A 16,944-nucleotide genomic window follows, 5' to 3' on the forward strand; every position below is an offset into this window, starting at 1 on the left:
GCACTCACGCCACCCATCTCGAAGGTGATGTCGCTCTCTTCGCCACCGCTGGCCCCGCTCACGCGCAAGACCAGCGTCGAGTAGTCGGTGACCGACTGGTTGAGCTGCTCTTGGTACCACCCGCCGTTGTCGTATTCGAGGACGAGCGCCCCGTTGCTGACAGTGCCGCTCCCGTTGGCGAACGACCCAGCGCCGCACCACTGACCGAGGTCGTTCGTGTTGCTCGACCACGACGGATCGCCGTCATAATCATTGACTACCAACCCGTCACCCGGACTCCCACCGCCGTCAGAGCCGGTCGTCGCTGACACCGTTGCCGGTTCGGATTGGTTGCCCGCACCGTCGACCGCCGACACGCCCAGCTCGTAGCTCGTATCGGGGGACAACTCTTCAACGGTCGTCTCAGTCGTTCCGGTTGCAACGGTGTGATCACGGTTGCCGTCGACGGTGATAACGTACTGACTCACGCCTGAGCCACCGGAGTCTGTGGCGGCCGCCCACGCGATCGACACCGAGGAACCTGTCGTCGCCGTCACCGAGAGATCCGACGGCGTGGTTGGCGGCGTCGTGTCCTCGCCACCGCCGTTACCATCGCCCGGAACCCCGTCGTTGCGCAGGTCCGCCAACGTGTTTTTGATATCGTCGCCCATGTATCCGCTGCCGGTCGTGAGTTCCCACTCACACGGCAACTCCGGACAGTCTTCGGGAACCGTCCCGTTGTACGGGTCACCGACGGAGTCGTCGGCGTCATCCGCAAACGGCCGGTCGAACATCACCGGTTGCCAAACGGGATCGCCACACCACGCCGTCCAGTGGATTGCGTCGCTGCCTTCGAGCCAGTTGAGGAACGGCTGCCCGAAACCGGAGTCCGTGCCGCCGATGTACTGACCAGCGCCTTCCTCCCACCCGAATTCAGTGACGAACAAGGGGGCTTCCTCGTACATGTGCGCGACGCCTTCACCGTTGTTCGATGCGTCCTCCCAGTCGTTGGCAGCACTGGAGTTATGCCCCGGATAGATGTGGTAGGTGTACGCAATGTCGCTGCCCGAGAACTCCTCGACCAGTGCACCCTCGGGGCTTTGGCTCCAACTCGGAGAACCCATCAAGATCAGGTTGTCGGCGTGCGAGCGGATCGTATCCACCCACGGCTGTGCCATCTCCAGCCAGAGCCGCCAGATGTCAGCGACCCACTCCGTGGTGGTCGGATCGTTCCACATCCCCGGCTCCTGCGGTTCGTTGTACACCTCATACAGGACGTGGGACTGATCGGCGTACCGGGGAGCAACAACATCCCAGAACATGTCGACCTCGTCTTGGAGAGCAGTGTTGACGGGACCCGACTGGCCTTCTGCCCACTGGACATCCCGATGGCGGTGGTAATCGATGATGCAGTAGACCCCACGCTCACTACACCGCTGAACAACCGCGTCGAGATGGTTGGTCAGATAGCTTTCCAACTGGCTGCGATCGAATCCCGGTATCGGTGGACCAGAGCCGGGTTCGTACTCCCCGATGTCGACGGGCTGTACCGGGACCCGAATCATCCGTGGATACCAGCCGTTGCTCTCGTTGGTGAGGCTGTCGATCACCTGAACGGCGTTCATCCCCCGTGCCGAAGCAGTCATGTCGATCCGCTTTGGGTCCGCGATGTTCAACCCACGGAGTGTGACCGTGTTTCCGCTGGAGTCTTTGATCAGATTGCCGTCCCGGTGGAGCCACGGCGTTGGAATTCCCGCTGAAGCCTCCGTGACGGCAAGCGGCCCGAATGCCGCAAGACCACCTGCCGCAGCCGTTGCACGCAGGAAATCCCGGCGTGAGGCCGACCAACCGCCGGCCGCTGACCGGGACTCTGTCGATTCATCTCGCTCAGTTCGCTTCGTGTTGCCACTCATTGTAGTCTTCCTGTTGCCTCCATTCTTTGGTACACGCGTCAATGCGGTACAACGATATATGATAAACTCCAACATAATAATACTTTCCACTAGTATTGACTTTCAATAAATATATAATAGATTATAGAATATTTTTGGTTGTATCGGGGAGAGTTCTGCCCAACGACGTGAAAGCGATGTTTGTCGGGAAAAGAGTACGCAGTCGTTCCGGCGATTGGGCTACGGACTGCGCCGTCTCAGTGGCATCGTCGATCGATCACCACTGCTCGTCGGTTCGACGGTTACTCGTTCGATTCGGAAACCGGTGAGAGTGCACCGGATTCAATCATCTGTTCGATCGGATTGTCATCGACTTCAAGCGGGAGATCAACTCGCTTTCGTCGTCGAACTGATTCATACCCTGCAAAGATAATTTCAGCGGTGTTGAGCCCGATCCGCCCACAGAGTTGTGATTCTTCATCGTTCCGAAGGGCGTCGACGACCGCCTCGATCGCGCGTGTGTGCAGTCGGGAACCGAAACGATCACCGTCGGCAGGTGTACCGTGGAGCGTCTCACCACCGACATCGATCGCGGTCCGGGTTCCATCCTGTTCGAGTTCGAGCATCGGCCCGTCGTCGACATCGATGCGGATCGTGCCATCCGTGCCACGCAAGAGGAGTGTGCCCTCAACGAGTGATGCTCCCTTCCCGGTCGACAGCGTTCCGTAGACGCCGTTTGCGTACTGCCACTGCGCCCACATCTGATTCTCCTGGTGAGCACCGAACCTGATGTCTTCCTCTCGGTAATCCAACTGCGCGATGACCCACCGCGGCGGACAGTCACCGGCGAACATCCCCGCGAGATCAATCGTGTGGGCACCGGTGTCGAAGAAGTCACCCCAGCCGATCTCTACGCGTTGGAGCGCACCGATCTCCCCGTTCTGTAAGAGCTGATCGGCTTCCGTGAACGGGCGACCAAATCGACGCTGTCTGTTGAACGTCAGCTGTGTATTGTTTCTCCAACACGTCTGGACCATCCGCTGGGCACTGGGCCACGTGTGGGCCATCGGTTTCTCACAATGAACCGCAGCCACCGCGTCGTGGTTGGCACAGTCGACTACGATCGTCTCGTGAACGTCGGGTGGAACGGTCACGCTGACGATGTCCGGCTCAACGTCTGAGAGCATCGTCTCGTAATCTACATACACTCCTTCTGGATCGAGATCGAACTCCGTGGCGAACGCCTCAGCGTTCTCGCGGACGATGTCTGCACACGCGATGAGTCGACACTGATCGTTATCTCGATACGCTTCCGCGTGCCGGTATCCCATAGCGAACCCTTCGACCGTCGGGTTCGTCGGATCTGGACCGGTTCCGATGATCGCAACTGTATACTGATTCATCCCCAGGTAGTCAGATTACACCACCACCCAGATAGAGATTTCGCTCCGTTGTCGAGAGTGCGACCGACACCATGATCGGAGCCGTAGTTATTTGGTCCGTGGGACGAAACCACGACTGTGAGCACTACAGCGATACAACTGTACACGCTTCGTGAGATCGACGAACCGCTCCCGTCGCTGCTTGACCGAGTGGGACAAACCAGCTTTGACGGTGTCGAATTCGCACACCGGTTTGCCGACGCTGAGACGGCACAAGTTGCCGACGCACTCGAACGCAACGGACTTGATGCGGTTTCGGCGCACGTTGACATTGATCGACTGGAGACCGATCCTGCGGGAACCGTGGCGACGTACGCCGAAATCGGCTGTGACACCCTCGTCGTTCCGTGGCTCGATCCGGACCAGTTCGCTGACGCCGACAGTGTGGCTACGACCGCAGAGCGATTGACGCGACTAGCCGAACTAGTAGCCGACGCCGGAGGAACGCTGCAGTACCACAACCATGATCACGAACTCGTCTCCCTCGGTGAACAGACTGCTCTCGAAGCGCTGATCCGACAGAGTGGTGACGCGCTCGGCTTCGAATTCGATATCGGCTGGATCGAAGCCGGCGGCGCAGCCCCCGAAGCGTTCATCGAAACCCACGCCGACCGCATCGAACTGCTCCACCTCACTGACTGTTCGGAGGACGGAACCCCGACTGAAGTCGGAACTGGCGCTGTCGACGTTACGAGCTGCCTTGAAGCCGCACTCGGCAACGTTGCAACGATCGTCTACGAACACGACGAACCGAACGACCCCCAAAGCTCCCTAGAACACGGCTCGGCGCTGCTGGCGGACTGATCGACAACGCCGTTGCGCCGTTTGATAATACGAAACTACAGAGCAGAGGGAAGACGAAAGTTCGAGAAAACCGCAGGACGGTAATGAGATCAAACAGCGGACCCGATCACGAAACGGGTGGATAGATCGGGAGAAGGAAGCGTACGACCGTTACATGAGTACGTTTGTAATCCTCCTTTTGAGCTTTCCCCCCTGAAACGACACAGGTCGTTCTCACCTGCGAAACGCACCCGGATAATATCAAATATGAGAGTTTCATACGGCGGTTGTTTGCCTATATCAAATGAATATGTTATGAAGTGGGATACAAGACGGTCGAGAGACAGAGAAAAGAGACATGTCCGTATCGGAGACGGAACGGCGATAGAGAGGAGATAACAAACGCACACATAAAATTTCATATAGTGTTATATTAAAACAGCATAGGACGTATCATGGACTCACGCAGATCGATCGTTTACACAGACGAAACAGGGAGAAGAGCGGCTTATTCGTTCGGCCGACGGTAGTGGCTGTAGCCAAAGAGGGTTCCGACGAGGAGTCCAACAAAAAGGATGAGACCGAGATTCACGATCGAGATCGTATAGGATGTCGTTCCGGACTTGCCGAATACGAGCGAGAGCACCGTCAGGAGCGACAAAAACACGAGAAGTACGAACAGCAACCATCCATACTGGCGATGATCGTACACGTGCGCCCAGAACACATCGATCCACGACATGCGTGATGGTTTGTCGCCGGCAGTATGAAGGTTGCCACCGAGAGCACTACCGCCGTCCAGCGTATCAACACCACAATACTTATTACTTCGTGCTTCTCCGAGTTAACGTAGAACATGGTAGAATACGGAGACAGGAACGGAGAGTCACTCGACCGCCGTCGATTCCTCCAACTAGCCGGTGCTGCGAGTACTGTTACCGTTGCGGGGTGTGCGAACCTCGTTAGCAACGGAAATGATGACAATGAAAGTCCACGACACGTCAGTCACGTTAACCAAGTGCCAGCGGATATACAGTGGAACAGCAGTAATCCGGCGAACACGCCGCAGATCACGAATCGGGTGCTGTTCGATCCGTTCGTGAAGTACAATTTCAGCACAGGGAAGTTCATTCCGTATGCGATCTCGGAGTGGAACTTCGGTGGTGATACGTTCGAGCTGACCGTTCGAGACGGGCTGACGTGGTCGAACGGCGACGACGTTACGGCCAGCGATATCGCCACGCAGCTTCGTATCGGACTGTACACGGGAGAGCCGTACGCCGACTTCACCGAGAGCATCAAAACGCCCGACGATTCGACCGTCAAGCTGCAGTTCGATTCGACCGTCAACGAGCAGATCGTCACGTTTCAGATCCTCGCTGATCGGTTCGTCCATCAAAAGGAAAGCGAGTTCGGTACGTATCTGGAAACGCTACAAAACGACGAGCAGAAAGGTCTCAAGCAGCTCGGAGATTTCGCCTATCAAGAACCGATCGCTAGCGGCCCGTTCGAACACGACAGCGTCGGACAGGAGCAACTGCGGCTCACGTTGCGCGATGACCACCCCGACGCTGAGAAGATCAACTTCGATGAGTACGTGTTCGAATACCGAGAAAGCAACCAGCAGGCCCAGCAGGCACTCCAGAACGGAGCGATCGATTCGGTGTTCTCCCTGTTCGTGCAGACGGATATCCTCAAAAACTTCCCGAAGAAAGTCACCCAGATCCAGACGCCCTCGAACTGGGGCTACGGTTTGTACCCGAATCACAGCGATCCACACCTCGGTGACCGGGCCGTACGCCAAGCGATTCAGTACGTTATCAATCGGGCACAGGTGCGGGACAACGTTTCCCCAGACTCCAAGACCGCTCCGGAGTATCCGGTTGGAATCGCCTCGGACAATCAAACGGAGTGGCTGGGCGACGCAGTCGACGACTTCGATACGTACGGTGTGGACAGCGCAAAGACCAAGCAAGCCACCACGGTGCTCGAAGAAGCCGGCTATCAGAAGCAAAACGGCACATGGGTCGACAGCGACGGCAAAACGGTTGAGTTACCGATCATGGTTCCCTCGGATTGGTCGGACTGGAACACGGCGACCGACACGGTCGTTGATCAGCTCACCCAGTTCGGCTTTCAGGCAACGAAAGAAACCCGAAGTTACGACGCCATGCTCGGCAACGTCTTCCCCAACGGCAACTTCGTGATCGTTGCGGCGGGCTGGCTGTACGGCGCACCACAAGGCTCGTTCCCCTACTTCTCCCTGTACCATCAGTTGGTCAAAAACAACGACTCGGTCACGTACAACTACCCAGCAGCTGACAGCTCACGAGGTGGGAACCGAGCGGACGTGACCGTGCCAGCGCGGTCGGGATCAGGGACGATGACGGTCAACCCGGCGGAGCGACTCTCCGAACTGGCCGGAAGCACTGATGAGAGCACTGTCAATGAGATCACCATCGAACAAGCGTGGGTCACCAACCAGGATCTTCCCATGCTTCCCGTGCTCGAAAAGGTCGAACAGACGTTCATCACCGGTGGCGAGGAGTGGGACATTCCGAAACCGGACGCCGAAGTGGCGCAAGTCCAATGGGCCAACACGTGGCTCCCGCGTCAAGGAGAGATGCAGTACACCGGCAACTGAATCGAAACACCATCGAACGTATGATAATAGACAGTATGATAAACGTAAGGATACGATAGCCATCGAGAATGCGCATGAACAGTTACTATCTCAAACGGACGGTTCGGGCCGTGTTGACGGTGTGGATCGTCATCACAATCACGTTCGGGATGATTCGACTGCTCCCTGGCGGGCCGCTAGAACAGCTCCGGGGAAAGTTGCTTCGACAAGGCGTTTCGCCCTCCCGAGTGAACGCGATGATCGAGTCGTATCAGAACGTCCAGCCGAACCAGTCGATTCTTGAGCAGTATTATGAGTATATGACTGCGTTGCTGACGGGGGATCTGGGGCAATCGTTCCTCCAAAAGGAGCCAGTCACTGCGATCATCGGGGACGCACTCCCGTGGACGGTGTTCGTCATGGTAATGTCGACGTTACTCATCTTCGTAATCGCCATCGGATGGGGCGCGCTCATGGCCTACTGGGAAGGGAGCACGTTCGATCTGGTTTCGAGTAGCGCGTCGATCTTGTTCGCGGCGGTCCCGTTTTACGTGTTGGGGATCGTGCTGATCATCGTGTTCGGCTATCAGTTGGAGCTGTTGCCGACGGGTCACCGACTGAGCCCCACGGTCGAACCAGGGCTATCGCTGTTGTTCGTTCTGGACGCCATCGATCACGCCATCCTGCCGATCACGTCGATGGTCCTCACCGGCGCGGGGTTACAGGTGCTCGCAATGCGCGGCAACGCCATTCAGGTGTTAGGGTCTGATTTCGTCCGTGTCGCACGGCTGCGAGGGCTGTCAGATCGTCGGATCTCAGTGCGGTACGTCGCCAGAAACGCCATTCTCCCAATGTACACCGGCTTTCTGACGTTGATCGGGTTCAATCTCGGCGGATCGATCATCCTCGAAGAAGTGTTCAGCTACCCCGGCATCGGTTACTACATGTTTCAAGCGCTCGAAGCCCGTGATTACCCGTTGATGATGGGGATCTTCCTCATCATCACCGTCGCGCTCGTGATGGCGGTGTACATCGCTGATCTCACCTACGGGCTGATCGATCCACGAGTCAAATCTGGTGATTCACGTGAAGCCTACTGATTCCACATCAGACGCCGATACAGGACAGCCAACCGTCGTCTCAGATGGACCGGAAGACACGTTCTCTTTCGAGACGAGTGGTTCTACCGTGGAAGTCACTTGGAGCGATCGCCTTCAGGATTTCTACGAGGAGTTCATCTACAAACCCGGACTCGTCGCGTGGGATGACCGCCGAACGCGCATCGGCGCAGTCATCATGTTCGTCTATCTGCTCATGGGTATCCCTGGTGCGTGGTTCTACCCTGCGCCGTCGACCAACCAGGTCAAACGGGGATTGGGACCGTTCGAGACGCTAGACGCACCGCTCGGATCAACGGGATCGGGCGAAGACGTGCTCGGGATGGTGATCCACGCGACCCCTGAGATGCTCATCATGGTTGTCTCAGGCGGGATCTTTGCCACCAGTGTCGCGGTTCTCATCGGCACGGTCGCCGGCTACAAGGGCGGTGCCGTCGACAGGGCATTAACCTCCTTTTCGGACGTGGCGATGTCGATCCCCGGACTGCCGCTGGTCATGGTGCTCGCGGTCGTCTTCAGGCCACGAGATCCCGTCCTTATCGGGGTGTTGCTCACGATCAACTACTGGGCCGGACTCGGCCGATCGATCCGGTCCCAAGTGCTCACGCTCCGAGAGGAGTCATACGTGGAAGCCGCACGAACGATGGGCGTCAGCACGCCACGGATCCTACTCAAAGACGTGATCCCAAACCTGATGCCGTTCGTGTTGGTCAACTTCGCCAACGCTGCCCGGTATGTGGTGTTTGCCTCCGTTGGATTGTACTATCTCGGCGTGTTACCCAGTTCAGTCGACAACTGGGGGATCCAATTAGAAAACGCCTACTCCCAAGAGGGCGCGCTCGTCGGCGGCGACGCGCTCTATCAGTTGATTGCGCCGATGATCGCCATCATGGGTATTGCGCTCGGTCTCATCCTACTGGCACAGGGACTCGACCGAGTGTTTAATCCGCGCGTCCGGACTCGACTGGCTGGCGAATCCGAAGCGACTGCAGAAAACGAGGACCGTGAAACGAACACTGAGGTGAACATATGATGTCAATTAGTAGTGATGTTCTGAACGAACCGCAGGACAGAGACGCTATTATTCGAATGGATGATGTATCAGTTACGTATGACAGCGGTGACTCCTACGTGCTCGACGACGTATCGTTGGCAATCGAGCGCAACGAGATCATTGGGATCGTCGGGGAGAGCGGTTCCGGAAAGTCGATGCTGGCGTCGTCGTTACTCGACGCGGTACCCGACCCCGGACAGTTGTCGGGCAGTGTTGAGTATCGTCCTGTGCAGGATCAGAACGTCGAAGTGTTGGCATTAGAAGACTCGGAGCTCCGTGCCCTACGTTGGGAGGAGATTTCGATGGTGTTCCAGGGGGCGATGAGTTCGTTCAATCCGACGATGAAGATCAAAGAGCACTTCATCGAAACGCTTGAGGCTCACAACGCGCCCGTTGAAACGGGACTCAACCGGGCACACGAGTTGCTGGAGGACCTGTATCTGAAGCCTGGGCGTGTACTCGGTTCCTATCCGCACGAGCTGTCGGGCGGCATGCAACAGCGGGCATTGATCGCGTTGAGTCTCGTGCTCGAACCGGACGTGTTGGTGATGGACGAGCCGACCGCTGCGCTGGATCTGTTGATGCAACAGTCGATCCTCCTGCTGTTGCGTGAGCTACGGGAAAAATACGATCTCACGATGGTGTTCATCACCCACGATCTCCCGTTGGTCGCGTCGTTGGCCGATCGGCTCGCGGTGATGTACGCCTTCGAACTCGTTGAGCTCGGACCGGCCAGCGAGGTGATCAACACCCCGACCCATCCTTACACACGCGCACTGTTGAACGCGACGCCGAACCTCAACGCGCCTCTTTCGGAGATGCGACCGGTCAAAGGCAAGAGTCCAGCCCCGATTAACGTTCCCTCAGGCTGTTCGTACCACCCCCGCTGTCCTCTCGATACTGAGGAGTGTCGGACGAACCACCCGCCAGCGGATCCAGTGACGCCTGAACACACGGCTGCGTGTTTCCACTGGGAGGAGGCACGAACGGAGATCTCGTTGAACTACGCGGAAACAGGGACAAACGATGGTGATTGGCGATGAGCACCGACCCCCTGTTACGTCTCGAAGACGTTGCAGTCCACTTCGAGAACGAAGCCGGTCTGTTGACGGACGAGTCGGAAGTCGTACAGGCAGTTGACGGCCTGTCACTCTCAATCGAGGAAAACGATGTCGTCTCTCTGGTCGGCGAAAGCGGCTGCGGAAAAACAACGCTCGGGAAAACCGCCATCGGTCTCCAGCGTCCGACTGCAGGCCGTGTTACCTACCGTGGTCACGACATCTGGTCAGTACGAGACGGGGAAAGCGACGCCGACCTGTCGTGGCAAGAGATCCGTCAATCGTTGCAGATCATCCATCAGGATCCAGGCAGTTCATTAAACCCAAACCGGCGCATCCTCTCGATCCTGTCCGAACCGCTCCGACAGGTCAATCCGGAACTGGGAACGAGTGAACGCCGCGAGCGCATCTATTCGCTGCTCGAACGGGTCGGAATGAGCCCGGCGCAAGATTTCGCTGATCGGTATCCCCATCAGCTGTCGGGGGGAGAACAACAGCGCGTTGTGCTCAGCCGCGCCCTGTTGATGAACCCGGATGTCATCCTCGCTGATGAGGCGATCAGCGCGCTGGACGTGTCGTTGCGCGTTGAAATGATGGATCTCATGCTCGAGCTACAAGCCGTATTCGACACATCGTATATTTTCATTTCGCATGATCTCTCGAACGCCAGATACTTCACGCAACACGGAGACGGAAAGATCGGTGTGATGTATCTCGGACAACTTGCAGAAGTAGGGCCAGCAGAACAACTCATCGAGGACCCACAGCATCCATACACTTCAGTGTTGCGCTGGGCGACGCCGGATCTCGCGGCAGTCGACACGCCACCGCAAGAGTTACCGATGCGAAAGATCGACGTTCCAGATCCAATAGATCCCCCAAGCGGCTGCCGGTTTCACACCCGGTGTCCAGAGGCCCGCGAGCACTGTCGACAGACAGATCCAAAACCAGTTCCTGCTGAGGAATCGTCCGTTCGTTGCTTTCGCGCGCAATCCACTAGCCCATACTGGGACAGCGAACCGCTCGAAGAGAATGACTGAAATTCACAACCCGACACCCCGGTCGAAACCAGTATTAGTGTCCACTCTGACACACGGACATGAACACCAACGCGTGTCTCGATATCGGGGTGGTGGGGCTTGGAACCCACGGGTTACACCGGGCGGAGATCCTCCGGGAGTTCGGACAACGGGTGTACGGATCCGACGCAAGCCCGGACGCTCGACAGGATTTCGAACGACGGTTCGGTGACGATCACTTCGAAACGCCAACAGCGCTCTTCGAACAGGACCTTGATGCGGTCGTCATCACGACACCGAACAAGTTTCACGCTCCAGTCGCCACCGAGGCGATGGAGCGGGGAGTTGACGTGTTTATCGAAAAACCATTAGCGAACACGCTTAAAAACGCCCAACGGATCGCAACCGTTGCTGACGAAACCGATCGGATCTGTATGGTTGGCTATCAAAGCCGATTTCTGAACGTCTGTAAGATTCTGAAATGGTACATCGATCAGGATTATTTCGGTACGATCAGGCACGTTCAGTCGGCCTATATGCGACGACGTGGCGTTCCTGGCCGGGGATCGTGGTACACTTCCAAAGAGATCTCGGGGGGCGGTGCACTCATCGACATCGGGATCCACGTAATCGATTTATTGTTATATTTTTTGGATGAATCGGGTGTGGACGACATCATGTCTACGACTCGAAGCGATTTTGGCAGTCGTGAGTCGTACGCGTATCTCGATATGTGGGGAGAGGATGACGACACACAAATGTTTGACGTAGAGGATTCGGTGTCGGCGTTTTTGGAATTCGAAGGCGACACGACGGCGGCCGTCGAAGTCGCGTGGGCGGTCAACGCCGAATCCACACACACCTATCATATCCACGGCACGGAAGCCGGTGCCCGACTCGACATCACCGATGTGTTGAACGCAACCGCCGACGTTCACCAGTCGTTGCAACTCTTCGAAGCACGAGCCGGCGGGACCGATCATTATCTCGATAGTTCAGTAACGACAAATCGAAACGACCCGTACAAAGAACAGATCGAGACGTTCATCGACGCCGTCGCCACCGACGAACCGCCATCCATCAACACGGTCGAACAGGCACTCGCTGTCCAACGGATCGTAGAGCGGATCTACAATGATAACTGAAGCGTGAACTACCCCACCTACCGATCGCCTGACGGCTCGCGCTTGAGGGTGGGCCTTCCTGTTTCCACGACGTTGCCAGACTATGTCTGGCAGCCAGCCAGAACCATAAGTTCTGGCGAACGCGCTTTGCAGATACAAGAGTATCCACAGGGAGTGCAGTCTCCACAGGCGTTGACGAGACGCGATACGTCTCGTTTGCCAACCAGAAATCTGAGATTTCTGGTGACGTTGATTCGGAGCGTCCCGCTCCTACAGCTTGCAGGCCGCGAGAAAGGATGTTCCACGCCGCGTTCGCGTCCCTATCCGCCTCGAACCCACACGCCGGACAGTAAGCGAACATTCATCAGTAGACATTGAATGTCGTATATATTATCATAAAGAAATACTTGTGGCATCAGCTACAGTAGAAGATATGGAGAAGGGGGAAAAAGAGAGCAAAACGATCAAATCAGTCGAGAACGCGATTCTCATTCTTGAAGAGTTGCGACGCACGGGTCAGGCCGGTGTGACCGAGCTCAGCGATCGGATCAGTCTTTCGAAAGGCACCGTTCATCACTATCTTGCGACGCTCCGTAAGCAGAATTTCGTCGAGAAGACAGACGATACGTATCAGCTTGGTCTCCGAGCGCTGTCGTACGGCGGTGCTGCTCGTGAGCGCGAACGAGTGTTTCAGATCGGCAAGGACGGTGTCGATCGGCTCGCAGCAACCACGGGTGAGACTGCACGGCTCGTCGTTGAACGGCAGGGTTACGCCGTAACGCTGTACCAGTCAACGAACCACGATCAGGAGGCGGTCCCGACGCATCTGGGTATCCAAGAAGATCTCCACAGCACGGCCGCCGGCAAAGCGATGTTGTCGGTGATGAACGACAGTACTGTCGACGAAATTCTTGAGCGGAAACTGGTACGACACACAGATAACACCACTATCGAACCGGAGACGCTCCGCGCGGAGATCGAAGAGATACGATCGCGTGGAATCGCGTTCGATAACGAAGAGCAGTTCGACGGTATCCGGTGTGTCGCTACGGCACTCGCAACAGAAACCGATGAACTTCTTGGGGCGATCAGCGTGAGTGGCTCAGTCGATCGGATCGATAACGAAACGTTCTATGAAACCATTCCACAGGAGATCAGAAACGTATCAGGCGTGATAGAAATCAACACGACGTATCGAGAGTGGATGGAATAGTGAACGTCTCAGGGGGGACCTATCGGCCGGGGCGTTCGATTGCTTCAGTACTAGTTACTGCTTTTGAAAACGTCCGTACAGTGATTGAACACGTCTGTGTACGTCGGTTCGGCGGTTCGCACGTCCGGATCTGTGGTAACGGTGGAAACACGGTTTGGACGGACGAACCACACGCACTGATCCTCCGTCACTGAACAGTTCGCCGCCGAGGACGTGCTCGGTCAACGGTGTCGGTGCTCCCAGTGGTGATCACTGGCGGGAGTGCCGCCAGCAACTCCGCCGGTGTGTGTCAGTGGCGACGGTCGTCCTGCCCGCTGCCCAGTGTTCGCGGAGGACAACACGACCGCCTGAATCGCTGAGAGATCCAACCTTGTAGTTGGCTCATCGAGGAAATACACCGGCACGTCGATCGACAGCGTGATTGCGAGTTCGAACTTTCGTTTCATCCCACCGAAAAACGAGCACCCAAAACAATACGATCCGGTTGCCCGAAAGTTTCGAAAACTCCACTCGGCAAAGGCCCCCCACCTGCTCAATCCACGCTGTATCGTCGTCCCGTCCGTCCAAGTTGACTGTCAAATATATGACCGATTATATGGTTGTATTTGATAATATAGTAGTGATACAGTACGTACAATAGTTCCCCCTACAGAGTAGGCAGTCCAATTGCCGACCACTCTATGGATCACATATAGATATAGAATATACACAAGATAGGTTTAACCTATTTTATTCGTGCTGTCGTATTGTGTATAGAGATGGGGCACGGAGATCAGTTTGAGAGCGCCAGACGGGCGTTTCTCCGTCGGGCAAGCACGGCTGCGATGGCCACCGGCTTTGCAACCATTGGGAGAACAGTCGGGGGCGCGGCCGGAGGGAACAGAAGACTGTTTGATAGCGATCCGTTCACGTTGGGTGTCGCATCAGGCGATCCACTTCCAGACTCGGTCGTGCTCTGGACGCGCCTCGCTCCAGAACCGTTATCGGGGGACGGTGGGATGCCAGATCGATCCGTTCCGGTGCGGTGGCAAGTGGCACGCGACGACGGGATGAATGACATCGTCACGATGGGCACAGCGAGTGCCAAACCGACGGCGGCGCATTCGGTACACGTCGACGTTCAGGGGTTGGCGGCGAACACCGAATACTTCTACCAGTTCACCGTTGGACCACACCGAAGTCCGGTAGGACGCGCGAAGACAGCACCAGACGCCGGAACGGAGATCGATTCGTTCACGTTCGCATTCGCCTCATGCCAGAACTATCCTTACGGATATCATACGGCACACGCAAAGATTGCCCAAGACGAACCAGACGTGGCTATTCATCTGGGCGACTACATTTATGAAGGACAAAAAGAAGGATCGCTCGGCCGTGGACACGAACCACCCAAAGAGATCACATCGAAAGACGATTATCGGATCCGGTACGCTCAGTATAAGACAGATCCGAACCTCCAAGCCGCCCACGCGGCCTGTCCGTGGATCGTGACGTGGGACGATCACGAGGTTGCGAACAACTACGCCGACGAGATTTCCGAGAACGACGATCCGCCTGCGGAGTTCCTCAAACGGCGGGCCAACGCTTACCAAGCGTACTTCGAACACCAACCGCTGCGTCCCGCCCGCCAACCGGACGGTCCGAACCTCCCCCTGTACCGGCGGTTCACGTTCGGACCGTTGGTCGAGTTCAACGTATTAGATACTCGTCAATACAGGGATGATCAAGTGTACTCCGGCGACGCTGCCGCCGATCCCGATCGGACATTGCTTGGCGACGAACAAGAGGCGTGGCTAATCGAGGGGTTGACCGATTCGAACGCGCGTTGGAATGTTCTCGCCAATCAGATTCCGATGGCCCCAACCGACGAGAACCGTAGCCCCGAGAAACAGGAGTTCGGGGGCGGAGACAAATGGGACGGCTATCGGGCCAGTCGAGAGCGGTTACTGTCCGTACTAAAACGAGAGTCCGTCCGAAATCCGGTGGTGATCACTGGTGATGTTCACCGCAACTATGCGTACAACGTGAAAGCTGACGCCACCGATCCCGACACCGAGACTGTTGCCACCGAATACGTCGGTACGTCGATCTCCTCGTTCGGTGACGGGACCGGGCTGACCCGATACGGATCCTCACTGAACGAACCGTGGCAACAGTTCGCTAACGATGACCGGGGCTACGTTCGGTGTACGATCACACCCGGTCAGTGGCGAACCGACTACCGAGTGGTATCGACTGTCGAGAAGCCGAACGCGCCGGTGGAAACGGTCGCGTCGTTCGTGACAGGCGATCGAGAACCGGGGGCGAAACTCGCCTCCGAACGACCGACGCACGAGTCAGTAGTAATCACCGAAATTCAGCCAAATTTGCCGGACGGTGACGCCTTGGAGGACGAATACGTCACTCTTCGAAACACGGGTGACGCAACAGTCGACTGTTCCGGATTCCGGCTCGGGTTCGAAGGCTGGGAGAGTCAGTTCTACACGTTCGATGCGTTCACGCTGGGCGCTGGAAAGACGGCTACCGTCCGAAACGGTACCGGTGAAAACACTGCCTCGGTACGCTACACTGGATTCGATGATCCAGTCTTGAACAACAGCTCACCAGATCTAGTGATTGTCGCTAACAGCGACGGGATCGTCCTCGATGAGGCGTCGTATGCGCCGAAACAGGAACCGAGAGACTGACTCGGTTTCAGCGAATCAGTAGATCACGGAACGTCGGTGTCCCCTGTTTCTCAGCCTCGGAAACGCACAGGACGTATTTGTCACCGAACCGCTCATCTCAAGTTACTCCCTCGATTTCAAAGTCACGTGATAGGTAACCCCCCTCAAACACAATTCGTCTCGCACACGGGGGGAGGGAGTCCACGCACACGGTACGAATCGGTGTGATGAAAACGTTCAGATAGTGGCGAGCAGACAGAGTGTCGACGTTTACTCCTCATTATCGTGATTTTCGACCCCAGTAGCCCTGTGATACTCCTCAAGAAGCGTCGGGAACTGGCCTGCCCGAACGTATCGAAGGCCGAACTCATCAGCCCACGAGATGATGCCTCGGTCTTCAGTCACAACCCCAGCGTCAAGTTCTTGGGCAAGCACGAGTAGATCGAAATCCTCACGCGAGTCGAGGACTCCCCGTTGGAGTGCCCGGCGATACTTATCCCGCATGTCCGAAAGGATACGGTCGGCTTCTGTCATATAGTCGTCTCGATCGTCATCACTTGCGAGTTCGGCCGGATCGAGTTGCTCTACCTCCCGGATCGCTTCCTCTGAGACGCGGAGACCACGATTCACGCGATCACTCATCTCGTCAATGAACTCATAGACGATGTCCGCAGGAATCGTAACACCGTACCGATCGGGACTTTTTCTAACAACCCACGTGTCGAGCCGCGAGTGGACCGCATCACTCACCTCTCGGTCGCGCAACATCGTCCCGAGTTCGTCGTGGATTGATGGCGGCATGTAACAAGAGATGTTGAGTTCAAGCCGAGCAGTCGCTACGAGATCAAGCAGACGCAGGAGTGTTTCCTGGAGTGAACGCTCTTCGCGTATCTCGTCCGTGATAAACAGGGACGTGTCGAGCACGAACCGCTGGCGTGGAAGCGATCCAGCCATACCTCTGAGTTCGAGGGGG

At 56.7% G+C, this 16,944-nt stretch carries 14 protein-coding genes and 1 pseudogene; 9 read left to right on the forward strand and 6 right to left on the reverse strand.

Annotation, left to right across the window (positions count from 1 at the left end; translation table 11 throughout):
• Positions 1-1,892: cellulase family glycosylhydrolase (locus EIK79_RS11915; RefSeq protein ID WP_124955339.1), on the reverse strand; the 1,892-nt coding region annotated here is incomplete at its 3' end.
• A gap of 281 nt (positions 1,893-2,173) precedes the next feature.
• Positions 2,174-3,274: a Gfo/Idh/MocA family protein gene (locus tag EIK79_RS11920; protein ID WP_185715613.1), complete on the reverse strand. Its 1,101-nt coding sequence runs from the start codon at positions 3,272-3,274 to the stop codon at positions 2,174-2,176.
• A 117-nt stretch (positions 3,275-3,391) separates the two neighbouring features.
• Between EIK79_RS11920 and EIK79_RS11925 the strand changes: the two genes are divergently transcribed.
• A complete protein-coding gene (locus EIK79_RS11925; protein WP_124955340.1) occupies positions 3,392-4,117 on the forward strand; it encodes a sugar phosphate isomerase/epimerase family protein in 726 nt (241 codons plus the stop codon).
• A gap of 487 nt (positions 4,118-4,604) precedes the next feature.
• On the opposite strand, the gene EIK79_RS11930 is transcribed toward EIK79_RS11925, so the two are convergent.
• Positions 4,605-4,838 carry a hypothetical protein gene (locus EIK79_RS11930; RefSeq protein ID WP_124955341.1) on the reverse strand — a complete coding sequence of 78 codons (234 nt, stop codon included), beginning with the start codon at positions 4,836-4,838 and terminating at the stop codon, positions 4,605-4,607.
• A 114-nt stretch (positions 4,839-4,952) separates the two neighbouring features.
• Between EIK79_RS11930 and EIK79_RS11935 the strand changes: the two genes are divergently transcribed.
• The 6 genes from EIK79_RS11935 to EIK79_RS11960 all read left to right on the forward strand — a co-directional run bounded on the left by EIK79_RS11935 (position 4,953) and on the right by EIK79_RS11960 (position 12,113).
• Positions 4,953-6,740 (forward strand): ABC transporter substrate-binding protein, encoded by a 1,788-nt coding sequence (locus EIK79_RS11935; protein WP_124955342.1) that lies wholly within the window; start codon positions 4,953-4,955, stop codon positions 6,738-6,740.
• A 74-nt stretch (positions 6,741-6,814) separates the two neighbouring features.
• On the forward strand, positions 6,815-7,819 hold the full coding sequence (locus EIK79_RS11940; protein ID WP_124955371.1) for an ABC transporter permease: 1,005 nt from the start codon (positions 6,815-6,817) through the stop codon (positions 7,817-7,819).
• Positions 7,806-8,870 (forward strand): ABC transporter permease, encoded by a 1,065-nt coding sequence (locus EIK79_RS11945; RefSeq protein WP_124955343.1) that lies wholly within the window; start codon positions 7,806-7,808, stop codon positions 8,868-8,870. The genes EIK79_RS11940 and EIK79_RS11945 overlap by 14 nt, the downstream gene beginning before the upstream one ends.
• Positions 8,870-9,934, forward strand: coding sequence for an ABC transporter ATP-binding protein (locus tag EIK79_RS11950; RefSeq protein WP_233738129.1), 1,065 nt, complete (start codon positions 8,870-8,872; stop codon positions 9,932-9,934). Before EIK79_RS11945 ends, EIK79_RS11950 begins: the two co-directional genes overlap by 1 nt.
• Entirely contained in the window at positions 9,931-10,989 is a 1,059-nt protein-coding gene (locus EIK79_RS11955) for an ABC transporter ATP-binding protein (RefSeq protein WP_124955345.1), read from the forward strand. The genes EIK79_RS11950 and EIK79_RS11955 overlap by 4 nt, the downstream gene beginning before the upstream one ends.
• Before the next feature lie 59 nt (positions 10,990-11,048).
• Positions 11,049-12,113 carry a Gfo/Idh/MocA family protein gene (locus EIK79_RS11960; RefSeq protein ID WP_124955346.1) on the forward strand — a complete coding sequence of 355 codons (1,065 nt, stop codon included), beginning with the start codon at positions 11,049-11,051 and terminating at the stop codon, positions 12,111-12,113.
• 17 nt (positions 12,114-12,130) lie between these two features.
• Here EIK79_RS11960 and EIK79_RS11965 read toward each other — a convergent pair.
• Positions 12,131-12,441, reverse strand: a pseudogene (locus tag EIK79_RS11965) (hypothetical protein); the annotation flags it as partial.
• Positions 12,442-12,525: 84 nt separating this feature from the next.
• On the opposite strand from EIK79_RS11965, the gene EIK79_RS11970 reads away from it, so the two are divergent.
• On the forward strand, positions 12,526-13,305 hold the full coding sequence (locus EIK79_RS11970; protein WP_124955347.1) for an IclR family transcriptional regulator: 780 nt from the start codon (positions 12,526-12,528) through the stop codon (positions 13,303-13,305).
• Positions 13,306-13,526: 221 nt separating this feature from the next.
• On the opposite strand, the gene EIK79_RS11975 is transcribed toward EIK79_RS11970, so the two are convergent.
• Positions 13,527-13,751, reverse strand: a complete 225-nt coding sequence (locus EIK79_RS11975; protein ID WP_124955348.1) for a hypothetical protein — start codon at positions 13,749-13,751, stop codon at positions 13,527-13,529.
• A gap of 312 nt (positions 13,752-14,063) precedes the next feature.
• Here EIK79_RS11975 and EIK79_RS11980 point away from each other — a divergent pair, with 312 nt between their 5' ends.
• Positions 14,064-15,992 (forward strand): alkaline phosphatase D family protein, encoded by a 1,929-nt coding sequence (locus EIK79_RS11980; RefSeq protein WP_233738130.1) that lies wholly within the window; start codon positions 14,064-14,066, stop codon positions 15,990-15,992.
• 249 nt (positions 15,993-16,241) lie between these two features.
• On the opposite strand, the gene EIK79_RS11985 is transcribed toward EIK79_RS11980, so the two are convergent.
• Complete coding sequence (locus EIK79_RS11985; RefSeq protein WP_124955349.1) at positions 16,242-16,925, reverse strand: RNA ligase partner protein; 684 nt, start codon at positions 16,923-16,925, stop codon at positions 16,242-16,244.
• Positions 16,926-16,944: the final 19 nt, after the last annotated feature.

The sequence above is a fragment of the Halocatena pleomorpha genome (assembly GCF_003862495.1).
GTDB lineage: Archaea > Halobacteriota > Halobacteria > Halobacteriales > Haloarculaceae > Halocatena > Halocatena pleomorpha.